The 22098-nt window shown below is 72.5% G+C and carries 22 protein-coding genes and 1 tRNA gene; 11 read left to right on the forward strand and 12 right to left on the reverse strand.

Annotation, left to right across the window (positions count from 1 at the left end):
- Positions 1–101 precede the first annotated feature (101 nt).
- Positions 102–311: a DUF2945 domain-containing protein gene (locus tag OVA02_RS04700; protein ID WP_056043151.1), complete on the forward strand. Its 210-nt coding sequence runs from the start codon at positions 102–104 to the stop codon at positions 309–311.
- A gap of 49 nt (positions 312–360) precedes the next feature.
- Positions 361–597, forward strand: a complete 237-nt coding sequence (locus OVA02_RS04705; RefSeq protein WP_043597179.1) for a hypothetical protein — start codon at positions 361–363, stop codon at positions 595–597.
- On the opposite strand, the gene OVA02_RS04710 is transcribed toward OVA02_RS04705, so the two are convergent.
- On the reverse strand, positions 590–1837 hold the full coding sequence (locus OVA02_RS04710) for an MFS transporter (RefSeq protein WP_082460038.1): 1248 nt from the start codon (positions 1835–1837) through the stop codon (positions 590–592). The two genes, OVA02_RS04705 and OVA02_RS04710, sit on opposite strands and share 8 nt — an antisense overlap.
- An 86-nt stretch (positions 1838–1923) precedes the next feature.
- On the opposite strand from OVA02_RS04710, the gene OVA02_RS04715 reads away from it, so the two are divergent.
- Positions 1924–2616, forward strand: a complete 693-nt coding sequence (locus OVA02_RS04715; protein ID WP_056043144.1) for a TetR/AcrR family transcriptional regulator — start codon at positions 1924–1926, stop codon at positions 2614–2616.
- A 59-nt stretch (positions 2617–2675) separates the two neighbouring features.
- Here OVA02_RS04715 and OVA02_RS04720 read toward each other — a convergent pair whose 3' ends face one another.
- The gene (locus OVA02_RS04720) at positions 2676–3530 is read right to left on the reverse strand and encodes an ABC transporter permease (protein ID WP_056043141.1); all 855 of its coding nucleotides are present in this window, start codon (positions 3528–3530) and stop codon (positions 2676–2678) included.
- Positions 3527–4576, reverse strand: a complete 1050-nt coding sequence (locus tag OVA02_RS04725) for an ATP-binding cassette domain-containing protein (RefSeq protein ID WP_267659325.1) — start codon at positions 4574–4576, stop codon at positions 3527–3529. Before OVA02_RS04725 ends, OVA02_RS04720 begins: the two co-directional genes overlap by 4 nt.
- A gap of 204 nt (positions 4577–4780) precedes the next feature.
- Here OVA02_RS04725 and OVA02_RS04730 point away from each other — a divergent pair, with 204 nt between their 5' ends.
- Positions 4781–8281: a bifunctional proline dehydrogenase/L-glutamate gamma-semialdehyde dehydrogenase gene (locus tag OVA02_RS04730; RefSeq protein WP_267659326.1), complete on the forward strand. Its 3501-nt coding sequence runs from the start codon at positions 4781–4783 to the stop codon at positions 8279–8281.
- 121 nt (positions 8282–8402) lie between these two features.
- Here the strand turns inward: OVA02_RS04730 and OVA02_RS04735 are convergent, their stop codons facing one another.
- The 5 genes from OVA02_RS04735 to OVA02_RS04755 form a co-directional block, all read right to left on the reverse strand.
- Entirely contained in the window at positions 8403–9611 is a 1209-nt protein-coding gene (locus tag OVA02_RS04735; protein WP_267659327.1) for an alcohol dehydrogenase catalytic domain-containing protein, read from the reverse strand.
- A gap of 234 nt (positions 9612–9845) precedes the next feature.
- Positions 9846–10829, reverse strand: coding sequence for an NAD-dependent epimerase/dehydratase family protein (locus OVA02_RS04740; RefSeq protein WP_267659328.1), 984 nt, complete (start codon positions 10827–10829; stop codon positions 9846–9848).
- Positions 10826–13603: an alpha/beta fold hydrolase gene (locus OVA02_RS04745; RefSeq protein ID WP_267659329.1), complete on the reverse strand. Its 2778-nt coding sequence runs from the start codon at positions 13601–13603 to the stop codon at positions 10826–10828. Before OVA02_RS04745 ends, OVA02_RS04740 begins: the two co-directional genes overlap by 4 nt.
- Entirely contained in the window at positions 13600–14622 is a 1023-nt protein-coding gene (locus OVA02_RS04750) for a 3-oxoacyl-ACP synthase III (RefSeq protein WP_056043127.1), read from the reverse strand. The genes OVA02_RS04745 and OVA02_RS04750 overlap by 4 nt, the downstream gene beginning before the upstream one ends.
- A 183-nt stretch (positions 14623–14805) precedes the next feature.
- Positions 14806–15087, reverse strand: coding sequence for a hypothetical protein (locus OVA02_RS04755; RefSeq protein WP_056043124.1), 282 nt, complete (start codon positions 15085–15087; stop codon positions 14806–14808).
- Between the two features lie 63 nt (positions 15088–15150).
- On the opposite strand from OVA02_RS04755, the gene OVA02_RS04760 reads away from it, so the two are divergent.
- Positions 15151–15396 (forward strand): hypothetical protein, encoded by a 246-nt coding sequence (locus tag OVA02_RS04760; protein ID WP_123571699.1) that lies wholly within the window; start codon positions 15151–15153, stop codon positions 15394–15396.
- 31 nt (positions 15397–15427) lie between these two features.
- Here OVA02_RS04760 and OVA02_RS04765 read toward each other — a convergent pair whose 3' ends face one another.
- Positions 15428–16381 carry an FUSC family protein gene (locus OVA02_RS04765; RefSeq protein WP_267659330.1) on the reverse strand — a complete coding sequence of 318 codons (954 nt, stop codon included), beginning with the start codon at positions 16379–16381 and terminating at the stop codon, positions 15428–15430.
- Positions 16382–16607: 226 nt separating this feature from the next.
- Between OVA02_RS04765 and OVA02_RS04770 the strand changes: the two genes are divergently transcribed.
- From OVA02_RS04770 to OVA02_RS04780, 3 genes are read left to right on the forward strand one after another with little or no spacing between them, the layout of a single operon-like run.
- A complete protein-coding gene (locus OVA02_RS04770; RefSeq protein ID WP_082460032.1) occupies positions 16608–17105 on the forward strand; it encodes a MarR family winged helix-turn-helix transcriptional regulator in 498 nt (165 codons plus the stop codon).
- A gap of 57 nt (positions 17106–17162) precedes the next feature.
- Positions 17163–18038, forward strand: coding sequence for a serine aminopeptidase domain-containing protein (locus tag OVA02_RS04775; RefSeq protein WP_123571696.1), 876 nt, complete (start codon positions 17163–17165; stop codon positions 18036–18038).
- Positions 18039–18087: 49 nt separating this feature from the next.
- A complete protein-coding gene (locus tag OVA02_RS04780) occupies positions 18088–19194 on the forward strand; it encodes an acyltransferase family protein (RefSeq protein ID WP_267659331.1) in 1107 nt (368 codons plus the stop codon).
- 11 nt (positions 19195–19205) lie between these two features.
- Here the strand turns inward: OVA02_RS04780 and OVA02_RS04785 are convergent.
- Positions 19206–19278 (reverse strand) — tRNA-Thr (locus OVA02_RS04785).
- A 145-nt stretch (positions 19279–19423) separates the two neighbouring features.
- Between OVA02_RS04785 and OVA02_RS04790 the strand changes: the two genes are divergently transcribed.
- Positions 19424–19606, forward strand: coding sequence for a hypothetical protein (locus tag OVA02_RS04790; protein WP_055974590.1), 183 nt, complete (start codon positions 19424–19426; stop codon positions 19604–19606).
- Positions 19607–19652: 46 nt separating this feature from the next.
- Here the strand turns inward: OVA02_RS04790 and OVA02_RS04795 are convergent, their stop codons facing one another.
- The gene (locus OVA02_RS04795; protein ID WP_267659332.1) at positions 19653–20198 is read right to left on the reverse strand and encodes a nitroreductase family protein; all 546 of its coding nucleotides are present in this window, start codon (positions 20196–20198) and stop codon (positions 19653–19655) included.
- A complete protein-coding gene (gene msrB, locus OVA02_RS04800; RefSeq protein WP_043593533.1) occupies positions 20198–20599 on the reverse strand; it encodes a peptide-methionine (R)-S-oxide reductase MsrB in 402 nt (133 codons plus the stop codon). The genes OVA02_RS04795 and msrB overlap by 1 nt, the downstream gene beginning before the upstream one ends.
- A gap of 91 nt (positions 20600–20690) precedes the next feature.
- Here msrB and OVA02_RS04805 point away from each other — a divergent pair, with 91 nt between their 5' ends.
- Positions 20691–21665 (forward strand): DUF2332 domain-containing protein, encoded by a 975-nt coding sequence (locus tag OVA02_RS04805; RefSeq protein WP_267659333.1) that lies wholly within the window; start codon positions 20691–20693, stop codon positions 21663–21665.
- Between the two features lie 135 nt (positions 21666–21800).
- Positions 21801–22088, forward strand: a complete 288-nt coding sequence (locus OVA02_RS04810; protein ID WP_056043106.1) for a DUF3263 domain-containing protein — start codon at positions 21801–21803, stop codon at positions 22086–22088.
- Positions 22089–22098 lie beyond the last annotated feature (10 nt).

Raw genomic sequence — 22098 nt, forward strand, 5'->3', positions numbered from 1 at the left:
CGCGTCGCTGGGTGACGGGTCGGCACGGGCGGGGTACCGTCCACGCCACCACCGCGCGGCACCGGACGCCGACGGACGGATCGACACACCAAGGAGGCGCGATGTCGTTCAGCAAGGGAGATCACGTCACCTGGAACACCCCCCAGGGCGAGACCCACGGCACGGTCGTGGAGAAGCGCGTCGAGGAGTTCCAGCTCGACGGGCAGAAGTTCAAGGCCTCGGACGACGAGCCCTACTTCGTCGTCGAGAGCGACAAGAGCGGGGCGAAGGCCGCCCACAAGGGTTCGTCGTTGAGCCCGAAGAAGAAGTAGCACCAGCCGCACCCCACCCACCACCGCCCCACCCCACGAGGAGAACACCATGGCCGACCTGAACGACGTGCGCTGGAACGACGAAGCGCGTGACAAGATCCTGACCGACGCCGACAACGTGCTGCGTGATGCCGTCCGCGACGCGGCCGCAGCCCACTCGGGCGAGTCGTGGGAGGAGTCCTTCAAGGCGATCAACGACGCCGTCAAGGACCGCTTCATCGACTACGAGCCCGGCCCGGACGTCCGCAAGTACGCCGAGGCGATCGAGCGCGGCGACTTCAGCTGACCCGCGCCTCCTGGCCGGCGTCGATCCGTCGCACCCGTGAGCTCAGCGCCACGGCCACCGCGACGGCGACCACGAGGCCGGCCAGGGCGGCGAGGGTGGCCGGGGTGCCGATCACCTGGGTGAGCGGTCCGACCACCACCTCGCCGACGGGCACGCCCGCCAACGACGCCAGCGTCAGGCACGAGAAGACGCGCCCCAGGTAGGCCCCCGGCACCTGCCGCTGGACGACCACGTCCAGCGGCACCGTGAAGACCTCGAGCCCGACGCTGGCGGCGAAGAGGCCGAGGCTGATCCAGAAGAACCAGTGCAGCGGGTCGAAGACCACGGGGTCGGTGCCGTAGGCGAACGACAGCAGCACGAGCGGCAGGGCCAGCGCCGCGGCGCCGAGGCAGGCGGCCCACAACCGGAGCCGCCCGCGGAGGGCCCCGGCCCAGTACGCCCCGACGATCAGGCCGAGGGTCTGCAGGGCACCCGCGAAACCCCAGAGCAGACGTCCGAACGACTGGTCGGCCACGAGCGGACCCACCACCTGGACCCCGCCCGCGAAGGCGAACTGGAACGTGAACGCGAGCGCCGCGGTCGAGACGAGCCAGCGCGTGCGCCAGACGAAGCCGAGTCCGCTGCCGAGGTCCCCGAGCACCGACGTCCCTCCGGAGGCGCGGGCACCGTCCCGGGGCAACCCCACGAAGACGGCCGCCGCGACCACGAAGACGACCGCGCCGACGGCCAGGGCGACGCCCGATCCGGCGGTCGCCACGACGGCCCCGCCCACCGCCGTGCCGATCACCAACCCGACGTTCATGCCGACGCGGCTGAGCACCGTCGCGTCCCGGAGCCGGTCGTCGGGGACGGTCTCGCGCAGCAGCGCGCTCGTGGCAGGGCCGAAGAAGGCGGCTGCGGCGCCGCTCACCGCGCCGACCGCCGCGAGGGTGGGCAACGTCTCGGTCTGGGTCAGCATCAGGGCGGCCGCGACGACGAGCGACGCCGCCGACAGCCACGACGAGGCGATCGCGACGGTGCGTTTCGAGAAGCGGTCCGCGAGGGCACCGCCGACCAGGACCAGGGCGATGTTGGGCACCGACCGGGCGACGACCACGAGCCCGAGGTCGACGGCGTCGGCCCCCAGGTCGATCGCCGCGAAGACGATGGCCAGGGGCGCGAAGCCGCTGCCCACCCACGAGAACAGGCGCCCGACCCAGAGGGCCCGGAAGGCAGGCGTTCTCAGCAGCGACCACGGCACCGCTGAACTCTATGCCGACGCACCGTGTGCGGACGCCGCGTCCCGCGGCGTCGTCATCCGCGCGGGGACGACCTAGGCTGACCCCGATGGACGCCCCCGAGCCCGACACGACCCGCGCCGACGTCACCGACGTCCCGCCGGTCGCTGCGGTGCGCGAACCCGGTCGCTACCGCAAGGGCATCGCCAAGCGCGAGGCGATCCTCGACGCGGCCCTGCCGGTCTTCGGCAAGGTCGGGTTCCACGGTGCCACCCTGCGCGAGATCGCGCGGCGGTGCGGCGTCTCGCACCAGTCGCTCATGCACTATTTCCCGACCAAGGACGAACTGCTGATGGCCGTGCTCCGGCGGCGCGACGAACGACTGCGACGCCACTTCGACGACGACGGTGGCATGCGCGTCGACGAGCTCGTCGCGCTCGCCGAGTACAACGTCGACGTGCCGGTCGTCATCTCGCTGTTCATCACGGCGTCCGCCGAGGCCACCTCGCCCGACCACCCGGCGCACCGCTACTACGCCGACTACTACGAGCGCATCGTCTCGTCGACGTCGGCCTACCTCGGGCTCGCGCAAGCCCGCGGTTGGTTGCGCGACGGCTACACCGCCGAGTCGGCGGCCCGCGTCGTGCTCGCCGTGCAGGACGGTCTGCAGTTGCAGTGGTTGTACGAGCGCGACGCCGTGGACGTCCCGGCCCTCATGCGCCTCGTGATCGGGAGCGTCCTCACGGTGCCGACGAGCGAACTCGACACCGCCGTGCGCGAGGCGGCCGGGCACGCGGGCTGACCCGCGCCTCCTCGGCGGACGGGCGACGCCAACGGCAGGCGACGGGCGTCCGGCGTCCGCTACTTCGCGCTGATGCGCTGGAACTTGCGGATGCACAGCGGCACGAAGACCACCAGCATCACGGTGATGCCGAGCAGGACGGTCGCGTAGGGGTGCTGCATCGTCCAGATGTCGGGCACCGGGGTGTCACCCAGGTTGCCGAACGAGGTGCGGGCGGCCTGCACGAGCGACGACACCGGGTTCCACTCGGCGAAGACCCTCAGCACGGTCGGCAGGGTGTCGCTCGGCACGAACGCGTTCGAGACGAAGGTCAACGGGAACAGGATCATGAACGACGCGTTGTTGATGGTCTCGGGCGTCTTGACGCTCATGCCGAGCAGGGCCATAACCCAGCTGAACGAGTAGCTGAACAGCAGCAGCAGGGCGACCCCGCCCACGAACGAGGCAGGTGAGGCGTTGACCCTCCAGCCGACGGCGAGACCGGTGAGCATCATGATGACCATCGAGATCGTGTTGAGCGCCAGGTCGCTGTTCGTGCGACCGATCAGCACGGCCGACGGGCTCATCGGCAGGGTGCGGAACCGGTCGATGATGCCCTCCTTCAGGTCTTGGGCCATGGCGGCACCGGAGAAGGTCGAGCCGAAGACCACGGTCTGCGCGAAGATGCCCGCCATGAGGAACTGCGTGTAGTCGGTGCCCTGGACGGCGATGGCACCGCCGTAGACCTGGCTGAAGAGCAGGACGAACATGATCGGCTGCAGCACGGCGAAGATCAGCATGTCGGGCGAGCGCTTCACCTTGATCAGGTTGCGCTTGGTGACCGTCCAGCCGTCCGAGGCCCAGGTGCCGAGGCCCGTGTCGGTCGACGGGACGAGCGTCTGCGCCAGGGCGGAGGTGGTTCCGGTGGTGGTCATGCCCGTGCCTCTCTCTTCTTCGCACCGCGCCGACCGCGACCTCGACCGCCGGCCGGGTCGTCGTCGGGGGAGTCGTGGTCGTCGCGCGCGTCGTCGTCGGCCGCGCGGTGGCCGGTGAGCTGGAGGAACACGTCGTCGAGGGTGGGGCGTCGCATGCCGGCGTCGTGCAGCTCGATGCCGGCCGCCCCGAGGTCGGCGAGCGTCCGCTGCAGAGCGGTCGGGCCGTCGGTGACCGCGACCTCGAGCTGGCGGCCGTCGGCCCCGACGGTCGGCTCGGAGTCGCCGTGCCGCCGGAGCACCTCGACCGCCTGGTCGGCCCGCGCCTCGTCGACGAGGGCGACGACGAGGCGGTGGCCGCCGACCTGGGCCTTGAGCTGGTCGGCCGTGCCCTCGGCGATGACGGCGCCACCGTCGATGACCGAGATGTCGTCGGCCAGGCGATCGGCCTCCTCGAGGTACTGCGTGGTCAGCAGCACCGTCGTGCCACCGTCGACCAGCCCGGTGATGATGTCCCAGAGGGCGAGGCGGCTGCGGGGATCGAGCCCCGTCGTCGGCTCGTCGAGGAAGAGCACGCGCGGATTCGTCACGAGCGCCCCGGCGAGGTCGATCCGTCGGCGCATGCCGCCCGAGAAGCCCTTGACCGGCCGGTCGCCCGCAGCGGCGAGGTCGAAGACCTCGATCAGCTCGCGGGCGCGATCCCGACTCACTCGGCTGCCCAGGTGGTATAGCCTCCCGATCATGTCGAGGTTCTCGAATCCGGTGAGGTTCTCGTCGACCGCGGCGTACTGCCCCGAGACGCCGATCGAGCGGCGCACGGCCTGGGCGTCGGCGACGACGTCGAGCCCGGCGATCGTGGCCGTGCCGGCGTCCGGACGTTCGAGGGTGGTGAGCATCTTGACGCCCGTGGTCTTGCCCGCGCCGTTCGGCCCGAGCAGCGCCTTGACGGTGCCCTCGGGCACGATCAGGTCGAGGCCGGTCAGTGCGTGGACCGGGCCGGACTTCGACCGGTAGGTCTTCGTGAGGCCGCGGGCCTCGATCATCGCCATGGGTGCTCCCGGTGCAGGGGGCCCGTCCATCCGCAGACGGGTCCGTCTTGGCGGCCGCTGTGCACCGCCTGAACGCGCCCAAGGTAGCGCTGTCCGGCCCTCGCCGCCAGTGCCGATCGACCCCTCGTGGAGAAGGAGGCGCGGCCACGTTACGGTCTCGTGTCAAACCTTGCCAGGTGGCAAGTTCCGCCCTACATTCATCCCATGACCACCATCGACGAGACGGCGGGGCCGTCCACCGCTGAACAGCTCCTGCCCGTCGGCATCGGCGACGACGCCGTCGCCCTCGCCCGCCGCTGGGCGCACGAGGCGTCCGGCGCCCCGAGCACCGGTTCGGCCCACCTGCTCGCCCAGGTCCTCAAGGACGAGTCGGGCCTCGCGTTCACGATCGGTTTCGTCGACCGGGTCGTCCGGCCGGAGGACCTCGGCGTCGCGGCCCGCAACCTGTCGACCCTGGCGAAGCAGGCACCGGCCTTCCTGCCGTGGCACATGCGTTCCGCCGTGCGTCTCGGCGGCGTCATGGCACCCGTGCTCCCCGGCGTGGTCGTGCCGATCGCCCGTCGCGTCCTGCGCGGCATGGTCGGCCACCTCATCGCCGACGCCCGCCCCGCCAAGCTCGGTGCGGCCATCGCGAACATCAAGAAGGACAGGACGCGGCTCAACCTCAACCTGCTCGGCGAGGCCGTCCTCGGTGACGCCGAGGCCGAGCACCGCCTCGCCGGCACCCGGGCGCTCCTCGCCCGCGACGACGTCGACTACGTGTCGATCAAGGTCTCGTCCATCGTCAGCCAGCTCTCGATGTGGGCCTTCGACGAGACCGTCGAGCGCGTCGTCGAGAAGCTCACCCCGTTGTACGAACTCGCCGCCCGGTCGCCGAAGCCGAAGTTCATCAACCTCGACATGGAGGAGTACCGCGACCTCGACCTGACGATCGCGGTCTTCACGCGCCTCCTCGACCAGCCGCAGCTGAAGGGCCTCGAGGCCGGCATCGTCCTGCAGACCTACCTGCCCGACGCCCTCGGCGCCCTGCAGCACCTCACCACCTGGGCGACCGAGCGGGTCGACGCCGGCGGGGCCGCGATCAAGGTGCGCATCGTCAAGGGCGCGAACCTCGCGATGGAGACCGTGGACGCCACGGTGCACGAGTGGCCGCTCGCCACCTACGGCACCAAGCAGGACAGCGACACCAACTACAAGCGCGTCCTCACCTGGGCCTTCACCCCCGGACGCACCCGTGCCGTCCGCGTCGGCGTCGCCGGTCACAACCTCTTCGACATCGCCTTCGCCCACCTGCTCGCCGAGGCCCGTGGCGTGAGCGACCGGGTCGAGTTCGAGATGCTGCTCGGCATGGCCGAGGGGCAGGCCGAGCTGGTCAAGGCCGACGTCGGCGGGCTGTTGCTCTACACGCCCGTCGTGCACCCCCGAGAATTCGACGTCGCCATCAGCTACCTGATCCGCCGCCTCGAGGAGAACGCGTCGAGCGAGAACTTCATGTCCGCCGTTTTCGAACTCGCCTCGAACGAGGCCATGTTCGAGCGCGAGAAGGGCCGGTTCCTCGCCTCGCTCGCCGAGGTCGACGGAGACACCCCGGCACCGCACCGCGTGCAGAGCCGCCTCGACGCGGCCCAGGCGTTGCAGCCCCGCGCGGCCGGCAGCGGCTTCGACAACGAGCCCGACACCGACCCCGCCCTCGCCGACAACCGCGCCTGGGGTCGTGAGATCGCCGCCCGCTCGGCCGACTCGCGCCTCGGCGTCGAGCTGATCGAGTCCGCCCGGGTGACCGACGAGGCCACGCTCGACGCGATCGTCGCCGAGGCCGTCGCCGCCTCCGCCGCCTGGTCCGACCGCGGAGGCGCGGGTCGTGCCGCGATCCTGCGCGAGGCCGCGGCCACGCTGTCGGCCCGCCGCGCCGACCTGATGGAGGTCGCCGCGAGCGAGACCGGCAAGACGGTCGCCGAGGGCGACGTCGAGGTCAGCGAGGCCATCGACTTCGCCAACTGGTACGCCCACCTCGCCGAAGAACTCGACCGGGTCGACGGTGCGACGTTCGTCCCCGAGCGACTCACCCTCGTCACGCCGCCCTGGAACTTCCCCCTGGCGATCCCGGCCGGCTCGACCCTCGCCGCGCTCGCCGCGGGCAGCAGCGTCGTCGTCAAGCCGGCGGGCCAGGCCAAGCGCAGCGGGGCCGTCATGGTCCAGGCGCTCTGGGACGCCGGCGTGCCCCGCGAGGTGCTGAAGCTGGTCGACGTCGACGAGGGCGACCTCGGTCGTCACCTGGTGTCGCACCCGTCGGTCGACCGCGTGATCCTCACCGGCGCCTTCGAGACGGCCGCGCTGTTCACCAGCTGGCGCACCGACCTGCCCCTGCTCGCCGAGACGAGCGGCAAGAACGCCATCATCGTCACCCCCAGTGCCGACCTCGACCTGGCCGCGTCCGACGTCATCAAGTCGGCCTTCGGCCACGCGGGTCAGAAGTGCTCGGCGGCGAGCCTGGTGATCCTGGTCGGCTCGGTCGCCACCTCCGAGCGCTTCCGCCGTCAACTCGTCGACGCGGCGTCGACCATGCGCGTCGGACTGCCCTCCGACCCCACCACGCAGATGGGCCCGATCGTCGAGCCGGCCCACGGCAAGCTCGAACGTGCGCTCACCACGCTCGGCGCGGGCGAGACCTGGCTCGTCGAGCCGAAGCGACTCGACGACACCGGGCGCCTCTGGTCGCCCGGCGTGCGCGCCGGCGTCGCCGCGGGCAGCGAGTTCCACCTCACCGAGTACTTCGGACCGGTGCTCGGCGTCATGACCGCGAAGACGCTCGACGAGGCGATCGAGCTGCAGAACGCGACCGACTACGGCCTGACCGCGGGTCTGCACACCCTCGACCCCGCCGAGCTGTCGACCTGGCTCGACCGCGTCGAGGCGGGCAACCTCTACGTGAACCGCGGCATCACCGGGGCGATCGTGCGTCGCCAGCCGTTCGGCGGCTGGAAGAAGTCGTCGGTCGGTGCCGGCGCCAAGGCGGGCGGGCCGAACTACCTCGTGCACCTGGGGTCCTGGCAGCCGACGACGCTGACCGAACCGCAGGAGGCGCGCCCGGGTCGCGAGGCCCTGGCCGCCCTCGAGGCCGCGTCGCCCCTGCTCGGGGCGTCGGGTGCGTCGGCCCCCGACGACCTGCGGGCCGCCGCCGCCAGCGACGAGCACTTCTGGGCCACCGAGTTCGGCGTCGCCCGTGACGTCAGCGACCTCGGCCTCGAGCGCGACCTGCTGCGCTACCGTCCCCTGCCCGTCACGATCCGCGCCGCCGACGGCGCGGCCCCGGCCGACGTGGTCCGCGTGTTGCTCGCCGGTCTGCGCTCGGGCGCGCCGCTCACGGTGTCGTCGTCGGTCGAGCTGCCCGGCGCCCTCGTCCGTGCGCTCGGCCTCGCGGCATCCGACGTCGTGCACGAGGACGACGCCACGTGGCACGACCGGGTGCGTGCGGGGCGCCTGTCGACCGAGCGCGTGCGGTTGGTGACCGGTGCCGGTGACGCGACCCGCGCCTCCTCGGCCCTGGCGGACGCCCTGGGCGGCGACCCGGCGGTGGCCGTGTTCGTGGCCCCGGTCACGCCGACCGGCCGGCTCGAACTGCTGCCGTTCCTGCGCGAGCAGGCCGTCGCCATCACGGCCCACCGCTTCGGCAACCCCGACGACTGGAGCGCCTCGGTCATCTGACCCCGCTGGCGCACGCAGACGCCCGAACCCGCCGGACCCTTCGGGAACCGGCGGGTTCGTGTCGTCCACGGCGGTCCGGCGATGGCCCGCCGGGAGCGACGGGAACAGCCGGCCCGAGGCCCTAGCCGGGGACGACCTCGACCTTGGTCCAGCCGGGCTCCCGGCGATCGAACGCCTCGTAGGCCTCGATGGCCGAGCCGATGCCCTCGTGCTCGGTGATGAACGCCGTGGGGTCGAACTGACCCGAAGCGACCAGGTCGATCAACGGCGGGGTCACCGAGTGGTGGTCGCAGTTGCCCATGCGGATGGTGAGGTTCTTCAGCATCGCCTCGCCGAAGGGGAACGACGTCACGGTCGGCGAGTAGACGCCGATGACTCCGATGCGGCCGTACTTCGCCACGACCTCGACGGCCCAGCGCAGGGCCTGGGTCGGCGCGTTGCCGGGCACCCACTGGTCGCCCTGCGGGTTCGCGTCGGGGGCGACCTGCTCGACCTCGGCGGCGAACTCGGCGGCCGTGTCGGGGTCGGGGGCGGCGGGACCGTGGCTCGCGTGCTGGGCGTCCACGCCGACCGCGTCGATGACGGCGTCCACACCGGCGCCACCGGTGAGGCGCTTGATGGTCTCGACCGGGTCCTCCTCGTCGAAGTTCACGATCTCGGCGTTCTGGGCGAGCGCCTGCGCCAGGCGGGTCTCCTCACGGTCGACCACGATCACGCGGCTCGCGCCCTGCTTGAAGGCCGAGGCGATCGCGAACTGGCCCACGACGCCGGCACCGAAGACGGCGACCACGTCGCCGCGGGTGACCCCGGCGAGTTCGGCGCCGAACCAGCCGGTGGGGAAGATGTCGCTCAACAGGATGGCCTGCTCGTCGCTGACCGTGTCGGGCAGGCGGTGCATGGTGTTCTGCGCGAACGGGACGCGCACCTGCTCGGCCTGCAGGCCGTTCACCGGTCCGGTCGAGGCCGGGCCGCCGAAGAAGCAGGTGCCGGCGTCGGGGCCGTTGGGGTTCGCCACGTCGCATTGAGCGGTCTGGCCCTGGCGGCAGTAGCGGCAGGTGCCACACGACACCGTCGAGTTGATCACGACCCGGTCGCCGGCACTGAAGCCGCGCACGTCGTCGCCGACCGCGGTGACGACGCCCACCGCCTCGTGGCCGAGGATCGTGCCCTCGGCCATGGGCGCCATCGTGCCGCGCACGAAGTGCAGGTCGGTGCCGCAGATCGCACTCCGGGTGATGCGGACGACCGCGTCGGTCGGGTCGACGACCGTGGGGTCGGCGACCTCGTCGAGTCGGATGTCGCCGATGCCGTGCCAGACGACTGCCTTCATGGGATGGTCCTTCCGTTGAGCCCTGGGCACCGGAGCTGCCCGGTACCCGTGCGACGGTAGGCGGCACGACGCCGGAGCGACGTGTGCCCTCACACAGAGAACGGGGGACGCCGCCTCGCCCTGGTTCCCTCCGCCCGGGGGAGTCGGCAGACTCCCGCCACCCCTGGCGGGTCATCGCCGACCCGCCGGGCACGACGGGAACCCGCCGACCCGAGGGTGGCCGGGCGGCGGGTCTCAGACGGAGGGCTGCCCGGCGGCGTACCAGGCGGCGAGACGGCTCAGGCCCTCGTCGACGCTCACGGCCGGTGTCCACCGCAGGTCGCGCTGGGTGCGCCGCTGGTCGAACCAGTGCGCCGTGGACAACTGCTCGGCGAGGAACCGCGTCATGGGTGGTTCGTCGGTGCCCGGTCGCACGGCCCAGACGCGCTCGACCAGCGACCCCGCGGCGCGGGCGATCCCGGCCGGCACCCGCAGGCGAGGCGCGGGCACCCCGGCGGCCGCGCAGATGCCGGCCATCAGGTCGGCGACGGTGCGGGGCTCGCCGTTGCTGATCACGTACGACTCGCCGCTGACCTCGTCGACGCGTGCGAGCGCGGCGGCGATGCCGGACGCCGCGTTGTCCACGTAGGTGGAGTCGATCAGGGCGGCGCCGTGGTCTAGCAGCGGCAGGCGGCCGGAGCGCGCACGGTCGACGATCCGCTCGACGAGCTGCGTGTCGCCCGGTCCCCAGACGAGGTGGGGGCGGACGGCCACCACGCGCAGGTCGGCGTCGGCGGCCCCGAGGGCGACCCGCTCGGCCGCGGCCTTGGTGCGGGCGTAGTCGCCTCGAGCGTGTCCGGGCGAGGCGGGCAGGGCGTCGTCGCCGACGATGGACGACCCGGCGTGCGCCACGGACGGCGACGAGACGAAGACCAGCCGGGGCACCGAGGAGGCGCGCATCGCCTCGACCAGGGAGCGCGTGCCCCCGACGTTGACGGCTTCGAACTCGGCGGGGTCACCCGTGAGCGACACCTTCGCCGCGAGGTGGACGACGGCGTCCTGGTCGCGGACGGCGGCGGCGACGGCCCGCGGGTTCGTCATCGACCCGAGCACGTCGCGGGCACCGGGCACGCCGGAGGGCCGACGCTGGAAGGTCGTGACCTCGTGCCCGGCGTCGGTGACGGCGCGGGCGACGGCACCGCCGAGCAGGCCGCTCGCGCCGGTGACCAGCACCCTCACGGGCGACGCATCCGGCCGCCGGACAGCACGGACGTCGCCCACGCGGCCAGGCCCGTGCGGTCGATCTTGCTGTTGTGCCGCACGTCGGTCGGCAGCTGCGGCACGACGAGCACCGCGGCCACGGGTCGACCCGACGCCGACCGGACGGCCGAGCGGACCGAGGCCGCCAGGGCCGCGGACGCCAGCCCCGGGCGACGAGCCGGGGGGACGGTCTCGGCCACGACGACGACCTGCTGCGTGCCGGCCGGACCGACGCCGACGACGGCGGCGCGCGCGATGGCGGCTCGCGCCTCCACGGCCTGTTCGGATGCCACCGGCGTCAGCACGCCCGTCGACGTCGTGATCACGTGGGGCAGGCGGCCCTCGACCCAGAGCCGACCCTGCGCGTCGAGGTGCCCGACGTCGCCGGTGCGGTGCCAGCGGGTCTCGGCGGTCGAGCCCAGGCGGCTGAGGCGGTGCGTCAGCCAGAGACGGTCGTAGTGGTCCTCGACGTGGGGCGCCGAGACGACGATCTCGCCCGTGACGCCGGGGGCGTCGGTGAACGCCGAGGAGGCGCGGCCCCCGTCGTCGAGCGGAGCGATCCGCACGGTCGTGGTCGCGCCGGGCAGCCCGACGCAGACCCCGCCGGCGTCGGGCGCACCCGCGGCGACGGCTGCCCCACGGTCGGCGGCCGCGGAGCGCACGCCCTCGAGCGTGACGTCGGTCATCAGCAGGCCCTCGGTCATGCCGTAGGGCGTGTGGGGCGTCGCGTTCGGCATGAGGTCGCCGGCCGCCGCCAGCAGCGCCTCGGAGACGGGCGCGCCCGCCGACAGGAAGGTCTCGACGCCGGCCAGCGCGCGGTGGTCCGCGTCGTCGAGGTCGTCCGACGTCGCGACGACGTTGGCGAGCGCGGCGGGGGAGAGGAACACCACGGTGGCGTCCACCGCCGCCGTGGCGGCCGCGACGGACCGGGCGGTGAGGGTGCGCGGCTTCGTGACGTCCATGTCGGGGGTGACGCTCGTCGCCCCGAGGGCGGGGCCCAGCAGGGCGAACGGGGCGAAGCCGGCCACCAGGCCCGTGCCCGGACCGACGTCGTACTGCTCGGCCAGGGCGTCGCGCAGGGCCGTCAGCTGGCCGTGCCGGTAGACGACGCCCTTCGCGGGGCCGGTCGAGCCCGAGGTGAACAGGATGGCGGCCTCGGCGTCGGCCGTGGGGGCGTCGGGCAGCTCGGCGAGGGCACCGCGGGCGCGGCGGCCGAGGGCGGCGATCTCGGGCAGCGAGGCCTCGACGCCGAGTGCCCGGGCGGCGACCGGCGACAACGTCGTCGTCGAGATCTTGCGGCCCGGCCAACCGAGGGCGGTGGCCGCCGTGAGCCCCGGGAGCTGGCCGATCACGTGGTCGGGCCACGCGCCGCGGACGGCGCGGGTCAGGCCGCGCACGCCGAGACCGGCATCGGCCACGACCACGACGGCACCGAGGCGGACGCAGGCGTAGAGCACCGCGGTCAGGTCGGCACCGGGCTGGACGAGCAGCGAGACGCGGTCGCCGGGGCGCACGCCGTGCTTCCGCAGACCGAGCGCGATCTCGTGGACGCGACGGGCGAGCAGGCTCCAGCTGATCGAACGCGGGCCGTCGGCACCCGCGGGTGCCATCTCGACGAGCGCGGTGGCCGGGCTGTCGGCCAGGGAGTCCAGGTACGACCAGAGGGGGCGGTCCTGCGGTGAGGCGACCCGCGCCTCCTCGGTTCCGACCGGGGCGGCGACTCGGGCCTCGGTGGCGGCCCGGGCCGGGGCGTCGACGACGGCCGTCCCGCCGGGCAGCCGGTCGCCCAGCCAGGTGAGCACGGCTCCGGCGTAGTCGACGTCCTCGGCGACGAGGTGGCCCGCACCCTCGAAACGGTGCACGTCGGCGTGCGGCAGGCGGTCGACCAGGTCGTCGAGGTACCGGTCGGAGAAGATCGGATCGCGCGGGCCCCAGAGCATCAGGGCCGGCACGGTGAGTTCGCGCAGGCCCTCGGCGATGCGGTCGAGCTCGGGGCTGCTGACGTGCCCGTCGTCGACCGGGATGTCGGCCACGAAGCCACCGATGCCGCCGCGGCGGTCGGCCTGGCGGTACGGAGCGCGGAAGCCGGCCTTCACCTCGGGCGAGAGCGGCGGGTGGGCGAGGCCGAGGGTCACGTCGAGGAACCCGGTGGTGCCGACGGTCGCCCGGCCCAGCACGCCGCGGGCGAGGGTCAGGCGCAGGGGAGCGGGGATCTTCTCGCCCTCGGGCTGGTGGATCGCGGTGTTGAGCAGCATGAGCCCGGCCAGCTGGTCGGGGTGGTCGACCGCCCAGCCCATCGAGACGACGCCGCCCCAGTCGTGGCCGAGGGTGACGACGGGCCCGGTGACCTCGAGGGCGTCGGTGAGGTCGCCCAGGTCGGCGACGCGGCGGGCCAGCGTCTGCGGCGAGCCCGTGCGCTCGGAGAAGCCCATGTCGAGCTGGTCGACCGCGACGACGCGCCACGCGGGCCCCCCGGCGACGGCCGTCTCGACCGTGCGGGCGACGAGGCGGCGCCAGAGGTACGACCAGGTCGGGTTGCCGTGCACGCAGAGGATGGTGCCGACCGGTTCGGCGCCGACCTCGGCCAGCGCTTCGGCGTTGTCGAGGACGTGCCAGGTGCGGGAGGCGCGGTGTGCGCCGAGCCCGTACGGCACGTCGACGAGACGCGACCACGACGGGTCGAGCCCGTCGAGACCCGCGGGGGGACGTGACGCCGGCGCCGTGGCGGAGGCGGACCGCGGGAGCCGACTCACCAGGCGAGCTCCATCATCGCGGTGTTGATGCCCGAGCCGACGCCCATCAACAGGACGCGGTCGCCCTTGCTGAGGGTTTTGCTCTCTTCGACCAGCGTGATCGGGATCGACGCCGGGCCCACGTTGCCGAGGGTCGGGTAGGTGAGCGGGACGAGCTTCTTGTCGATGCCGGCGGCCTTGACGAAGGCACCCGTGTGCACGTCGCTGACCTGATGCATGATGTAGCGGTCCATGCGCTGCCAGTTCCAGTCGCGCTTGGCCTCTTTCCAGGCCGAGACGACGAGTTCCATGCCGCGCTTGAGCAGGGCCTTGGCGTCGGTGAACATGCCGTCGACGCTGCCGACGCAGAGGTCGTAGTTCTCGGTGGCGGCGCGGGTGACGCCGCCGACGATGCGGTGGCCCTCGGGGTGGAGGTCGGCACGGCCGATGACGGCGGCGGCGGCCCCGGAGCCCAGGGTGAGGCTGGCGAACTCGCTCATGAAGTCGTCGCGGCCGTAGCCCTTGGTGAGGAGGCGATCGATCGTGTTGACCTGGACGTCGTCGGCGTCCTCGCCGTCGATGATGACGGCGTAGTCGATCTGACCCGCGTCGATCAGCTGGGCGGCGAGGGTCATGCCGTTGACGAAGCCGAGGCAGGCGTTGGCGATGTCGAAGTTCGTGGCCGACGAGGGCAGGCCGAGGCCGTGGTGCAGGCGCACGGCGACCGAGGGCTCGAGGTGGGGGCGCGTGACCGACGTGTTGATCAGCAGGCCGACCTGGTCGGGGCGGATGCCGGCCTCGGCCAGCGCCCGCTTGCCGGCGTCGATCGCCGCCGCGTCGAAGCTCTGCTCGGTGCTCCAGTTGCGGCGCTCGTACACGCCGGCGACGCGCTGCAGCAGGCCCGTGGGCAGCTTGAGGCGCTTGAGCACGGGGCCGAGCTTCTCGTCGATGCTCTCGGAGGTGGTGACCCGGTCGGCCATGGTGCTGGTGACCGACAGCAACGCGACGTTGCTGTGCCGGGTCGTAGCGTTTCCGTTCAACGGAACTCCCTGTCGAGTTGTGGCGGGGTGGGGCTGCACGCGCGCGCGGGGTCGCGAGCGGAGCCGAACGTCGTGGGCACCGGTTCGGTGCATCAGTCAGTTTACGGCGGCGCACGCTGGGTGGTTGCCAGGTTGACGGGGCACGTCCATGCCATGAACGGCATGTGACCGGGGGTTCCGGCGTCAGGCCCCGGGGTCGCGGGGCAGCCGGACGATGCGACGGCGGTCGTCGCGCGTCCACCAGACGAGGTCGGCCACCGCCCAGGTGACGGCACCCAGGCCGGCGGCGACGACGACGACGGTGACGACGGTGACGTGGCCGCCGCCGACCGTCAGGGCGGCGACAATGCTCGCGATCACGACGAGCGCGCAGAACGACGTGACGAGGGGCAGGGCGAGGCCGCCGCGTTTGGTCAGCAGCCAGTTCGGCACGTCGGGATCGACGTGGACGTCGCGTCGTCGCACGGTGCCTCCTCGGCGGATCGGGTCCCGGCGATCGTAGCCCGCGCACCTTGTACCCTCGGGTGCATGAGCGACCTGCGGCGACCCTGGTTCACCCTGACGAAGACGGGTGCCGTGGTGCCCGCCGTGTTCGAGGTGCTGATCGGCCTGTTCGGCCTCGTCGTGCAGGTGCTCAACATCGCCTCGGGGGTGCCGGTCCAGGCGATCACCGTCATCATCCTGATCGTCGCCGTGCTGCTGGTCGCGCAGGGCGTCGCCGACCTGGTCTGGTGGAGCAAGGACGGCCGCCGGGCGAGGGCGCGCCAGGCCTGACCGCTCGGCCGGGGCCACCCGCCCCCTCGGGTCAGACGGACGCCTCCGGCCGGGGCCTCCGCAGCCGGTGCGTCGCGAGGAGCACGACGACCACCACGCCCACCCCGATGGCGGTGTCGGCCGTCCGGGCCGCCACGAGGGCGCCCACGTCGACGGGTGCGCCGCCGAGTGCCCGCATGCCGAGCGCCATGGGCGTGATGGTGACCAGCGCGAGCCCGTAGTTGCGGACGATCAGCAGCTCGGTCGCGAACTGGAGCACGCCGAAGGCGACGATCAGGGCCGCGACCCCGGGGTGCCACGCCAGCAGCAGAGCGGCGAGGCCCACCCCGACGAGGGTGCCGAGGAGGCGGTGGCCGGCCCGCACGAGCTGGCCCGCCGTCGCGGTCCCCACCACGGGCACCACGGCCGACACCATGGCCCAGTACGGGCTCTGCACGCCGAGACCGAGGCTGATCAGCCCGGCCGCGATCGACGCGACCAGGCAGACGGCGGCGTGGACGACCGTCCGCCGGCCGTCCAGGGGACGGGGCCCGCGCCTCCATCGGCGTCCGTCGACGGTCGCGAGCGCGCGACGACCGGCGGGCAGCAGCACGCCCGCGAGCGACGCGAGCAGGGCGAGGGCGAGGCTCGCCGGGGCGACCACGGCCGCGACGGCGACGGTCGACCCGGTCGCGGGCACGAACGCGGTGACGCCGAGGCCGAAGACGAAGAAGAGCGGCCCGGGCGGGCTCCAGCGGCGCAGGTCGGAGAGGGCCGAGGTGACGCCGGCCACGACGCCGATCGTGACGACGAGCAGCCAGACCGGGGCCGCCGAGGCGGCCAGCGCGGTGCCCAGCACCACGCAGGCGACGAGGACGAGCCCGGCCTCGAGCTGCATCTCGAGCCGCTGGAAGCGGGGCAGCCCCCGGCCGAAAGCCGAGGCGAAGGCCCCGAACACCGCGTAGGGGGTCCACTCCACATGGCCGATCAGGGCCAGCACGACCATCGGTGCCAGGACGGACGCGGCGACGCGGGCTGCCGGTCGGTGGGCGCCGTCGTGCGGGCCGGAGCGGACCAGGTCGCGCGGGTGCGGCAGCAGGCGGTGGGGGGAGGTCGTGGTCGTGATGGGCGGTCCTCTGGTCGGCGCGGCGTGGGCGCTCGTCGTCGAACTGCTTCACGGGTGAATGATCTGCGCATCACTTTACTCGTGAAGCATCGCTAGGCTCAAGGGCATGACCGATCCCGGGCTCCGAGACGTGATGGACGACGTCCACGACCGGTGGCGCGAACTCCGACCCGACCTCGACGTCTCGGCGATCCCGGTCGTCGGCCGGGTGAACCGGCTCGCCCGCATCGTGCAGCGTCGCAGCGACGACCTGCTCGCCGAGTTCGGCCTGGGGCGCGCGGACTTCGACCTGCTCGCCGCCCTGACGCGCCGTGGCGGACCGATGAGTCCGACGCAGTTGGCGGACGAGACCCTGCTCTCACCGCCGGCCGTGACGAAGCGCGTCAAGGGGCTGCTCGCGGCGGGCCTCGTCGATCGCTCGGCGAATCCCGCCGACCACCGTGGCTACTTCGTCGCGCCGACCGCGGCCGGGCGTCGTCTGATCGACCGCGTGCTCGAGGTCCAGCTCGCGGACGAGCGGGCCGTGCTCGCCGCCCTGCCCGAGGAGGCGCGCCCAGCTGTCGCGGACGGCCTGCGTCACCTGCTCGTCGCCCTCGAGGGGTGACCTCGGGGGGCCGGAGCTCTCGGCGGATGGTCGGTCGACCCTGGATACGCTCCTGACGTGCGACCGACGACGACCCGGCAGAGCTCCACGGGCGTGGGCCGCCGCGACGAGAAGACCCGATGGCGCAGGTTCGCCGTGATGACGGCCGGGCTGTGGGGCTCCGCGGCGCTGGTCGCCCTCGGGTTGGCCGCCGGGGGACCCGTGCCGCCACAGGCCTCGGCTCCGTCGGTCACACCCGTTCCCTCGAACTCCCCGTCCGCCGGGCAGCCCACCGTCGGCCCGGGCGCGGTCGCGGGCTCGACGGTCGAGACGTCGGACGGCACGGTCGTCGTCAGACCCCAGCGCCCCCGCGGCGACGTGGTCGTGTACTTCCACGGTGCCGGCCAGACCGCGTCGACGATCGTCGACGATCCCGAGACGAGCGGGCTGGTCGACGAGTTGGTGGCGGACGGCTACACGGTCGCGGCCCGAGACGCGGGCGGCAACTCGTGGGGTGACGGGCCGAGCGTGCGGGACTACCTCGACCTCGTCGGCGATCTTCAGCGCTCGTCGCCGGGTGCACGGATCTTCCTGGTCGCCGAGTCCATGGGTGCGGTCGCGGCGGCACAGGTCGCCGGACGCGCCGACGTGGCGGCCTGGGTCGCGATCTATCCGGTCTGCGACCTGTCGACCATCTCGGAACCCGGCCTCCGGGCGCAGATCCGCTCGGTCCACGGCACCGACCCGCCTGCTCGGTTCTCGCCCCTCTCGTGGCCGGACGTGCCGGTGGCCACCTGGGCGTCTCCCGATGACACCATCGTCGACGCCGAGGCGAATGGTCGGTCCTGCACCGAGCGGGTGTCGGGCGTCTTCACGTCTACGGTGGGCGAGCACGGCGACGCGTCTAACTTCGACGGTGCCTCCGTCACCGCGTTCTTCGACGCACATCGCTGAACGGAGGACCGGTCCATGAGGTCTCCTCGGCGATGACTATGCTCGTCCTGTGAGTGACGCGTCGACCGAGCTGGCCCGCCGGCGGAACAACCTCGACGCCATCCGCCTGGGCGGTGCGCTGATGGTCGTCCTCGGACACTCGTACGTGCTCTCGGGCAAACCAGTCGCCCCGCCGGTCATCTTCGACGTGCCGATCCACACCCTCGGCGTCTTCGTCTTCTTCATCATCAGCGGCTACCTGATCACCAAGAGCTGGCTGCGACGACCGCAGTGGAAGAGCTACCTGGCCGCGCGGACGCTCCGCATCTTCCCGGCGCTGATCGTCGCCGTGCTGCTCTCGGTCTTCGTCCTCGGGCCCGTCTTCACGGTCATCGACCTGCACGCCTACTTCACCGATCCGAACACGTGGCTGTACCTCCGGAACCTCTTCCTGCAACCCGTCTTCGGTCTGTCGGGCGTGTTCACGACCGTCCCTTACCCGAACGTGGTGAACGGTTCGCTCTGGACGCTCCCCATCGAGTTCTCCTGCTACCTGTTCGTCCCGTTGATGATGTTGGTCCCCCGTCGGGCCCGCGTCCCGGTGGTGGTCGTCTTCGGCCTCGCCTGCGTCGCCGCCGTCTTCTTCGCGACGCCCGCCCAGAACGTCTTCGGCTTCTACCTGCTCGTGACGGCGGCCGAGCCGTGGGTCTTCTTCGCCGGAGGCATGCTCTGTGCGCTCCTCCTCGAGCGTCACCTCTTCCGGCTCGACGCCGCACTGCTCGGCCTGTTCGCCCTCACCGTCGTCGAAGCGGTCCGACCGTCTCTCGGCCACGTCGTGATGTGGGTCGTCCTGCCCTACGCCGTGCTGGCCCTCGGGCTCGCGTCCTCGCCGATCATCCGTCGGGCGTCCCGTTTCGGTGACTTCTCGTACGGAATGTACATCTACGCGTTCCCGGTCCAGCAGATGGTCTTCGCGACGATCGGAGTGCGGAGCCTCACCGTGAACCTGGTGATCGTCGTCGCCGTGACCGCGGCCCTCTCGGTCGCGTCCTGGCACCTGATCGAGGCGCCGGCCCTGAAGCTCAAGACGAGGTTCGAGTCGACGGTGCCCGCCCGCGGGCGACGGCGGGCGAGTTCGAGCCCGAAGACGCTCGTCAGCAGCGACATCGTCGACTGACGTCCCCTCAGAGCCGGCCACGGGACTCGAACCCGTAACCTTCCGATTACAAGTCGGATGCGCTACCAATTGCGCCAGGCCGGCGAGGCTCGCCCATCTTACCCAGCCCGCGCCTCCTCACCCGGCGTGGTGCATGCGGTCGGTGCAGGATTGGCTTTCCGGGGCCGAGAAGTGGTGAAGTAGACGCAGCGCACCGCGCCCGCCGGACGCACCGACCTGAGGAGCCCCCTTGTCCACGATCTTGACCGCGCTCGGTTCGCTCGCCATGCTCTTCGTCAGCTTCGCCCTGTTCGCCTACTCGTTCGGCTCGGGCGAGCCCAACGCCTTCGTCTTCTTCGGGGGCATCGTCCTGATGACCGGGTCGTTCTGGCTGCCCATCACGGTGATCGGCAACAGCCACAAGACCTGGTGACCGGCGCGGCACCCGCGACCGGGTGCCGCCGAGGGCGGTCGACCCGCTACGGCGTGTTGACGAACTGCTCGGGGTCGAGCAGCTTGCGAGGCTTGGCGTCGTCACCGTCGCGTCCGCCCACGTAGAGCCAGCCCAGCAACTGCTCGCCCTCACGCAGGCCGTGTGCGGCCGCCACCTCGGGAGCCCGGGTCAGGACGCCCGTGCGCCAGAACACGCCCCAGCCCTCGTCGTCGAGCACGAGGGACAGCAGGTGCGCGACGCCCGAGGCGACCGATTCTTGCTCCCAGTAGGGCACCTTGCGGCTGTCGCGGGGCGAGACGACCACCGCGACGATCAGCGGCGCCCGCAGCGCCTTCTGCGTGAGCTTGTCGCGAGCGTGGCCCTCGGCCCCACCCGCGTCGGCCAGCGACCGGCCCACGACGAGCCGGTCGTCCCCGCGGAACTCGATCAGGCGCCAGGGCCTCAGCTCGGAGTGGTCCGCCACCGTCGCCGCCGACCGCACCGCGTCGAGCAACTGCTCGTGCGTCGGCGCGACGTCGGTGACCTTCGACCGCGACCGACGACGTCGGGCGGCGTCGGCGACGGCGCTCACTACTCGGCGGCCTTGAAGTCGAGCGAGATGCTGTTCATGCAGTAACGGTCGCCGGTCGGCGTGCCGAAACCGTCGGGGAACACGTGGCCGAGGTGCGAACCGCAGTTCGCGCACCGGACCTCGGTGCGGGTCATGCCGAGCGAGTTGTCCTCGATCAGCTGCACCGCGTCCGGGTTCACCGACTCGTAGAAGCTGGGCCAGCCGCAGCCGCTGTCGAACTTGGTGCCGCTCTTGAACAGTTCGGCGCTGCACGCCGCACAGGCGTAGACGCCCGCACGGCTCTCGTCGAGCAGTTCACCCGTCCACGGGCGCTCGGTGGCGGCCTCCCGCAGGACGGAGTACTGCTCGGCGTCGAGCTCTTCGCGCCACTGCTCGTCGGTCTTCTCGATCTTGTACGCCACGATGATCTCCTTGCTTGTCGGGACTCCTCATTCAACACGGTCGGCCGGTGCACGATTCCCCGGCCCCCACCGAGCTGTCAGACTCCTGCTCGTGAGCACCTCCGACCGCTTCCTGGCCGCGGCCCTCGCCTTCGACCGCGAGGGGTCGCCGTCGCAGGCAGAACTCGCGCGGGGCGTCGCGGGTGATCCGGCGGCGCTCGCCGTCGTCGATCGAGCCGAGGAGGCGCGGCGCCAGCCCGTCCTCGTCCTCGCGGTCTGCCGGTGGCTGGGTGCGCCGCACGGCCCCTGGTCGATGCTGCGGCCCTGGCTGCTCGCCCGCTCCGACGACGTCGTGGCCGAACTCGGCCGACGGCTCACCCAGACCAACGACGTGCGCCGCTGCGCGCCGCTGTCGATCGCGCTGGCCCGCGTGCCGGGCCCGATCGCCCTGATCGAGGTCGGCGCCTCGGCCGGGCTCTGCCTGTGTGTCGACCGCTACGGCTACCGCTCGGGTGACCGGAGCTGGGGCGATCCGTCGAGCACGGTGCAGCTCGGGATCGACGTCGTCGTCGAGGGCGGGGCCCGGTCCGAGGCGGAGCTGCCGACGGCCCCGCTTCCCGAGATCGTCTGGCGGGCGGGGATCGACCTCGACCCGGTCGACGTCCGCGACCCCGACCAGGTCGCCTGGCTCGCGACGCTGCTGCCCCCCGAGCGCGCCGATCGGCGGGACCTGCTGGGGCGGGCCGTCGCGCTCGCCCGCACCGCGCCTCCTCGTCTCGTGGCGGGGGACGCCGTCGACGGTCTCGCCCCGCTCGCGGCCGAGGCCCCGACGGGCGTCACGCTCGTCGTCGTCTCGACGGGCACGCTCGTCTACCTGCCGGGTCGCCGGCGTCAGGCCTTCGTCGACGAGGTCGGCCGGTTGGGCGCGCGGTGGATCTCGTACGAACGACGAGATCTGCTGAGGGACGTGGTCGCCGAGGTGCCGCCGGGGGTGTCTCCCGACGACGCGTTCGCGGCCCTCGCCCTCGACGGCCGGGTGCTGGGCGTGGGGGACGCCCACGGCACGCGGCTGCATCTCACGGCCTGACCGCGGGTCGGGAGCTCGCGACACCCGGCGGCTCCCCGAGCGGGTGGACGGGTTGTCGGACCACGCCCCCGGCCTCCGCGATCGGTCGGGGCGCCGCCCATAGGATGACCCGGAACCCAGGGGAGGGCCTCGACGATGGACGAGAAGGCGACAGGTGACGACGTGCGCTCGAGCGCGTTGTCCGAGCTCGACCGTGCCGTCCTGGACTTCGAGCAGCACGCCCCGGCCGCCGCCGGTGCCCGGGAGGCCGCCGTCCGTCGCGAGTTCGGCCTCGGGATCGTCCGCTACCAGCAACTGCTCAACTCGCTCATAGACCGACCCGCTGCACTGGCCTACGCACCCATGCTCGTCGGCCGCCTGCAGCGCCTGCGAGTCGCCCGCCGCGACGCCCGATCGACCCGTTCGTTCGGTCCGACCCGCTGACCCACGAGAG

Origin of the sequence: Frigoribacterium sp. SL97, assembly GCF_026625765.1 — a bacterium.
Classification (GTDB): domain Bacteria; phylum Actinomycetota; class Actinomycetes; order Actinomycetales; family Microbacteriaceae; genus Frigoribacterium.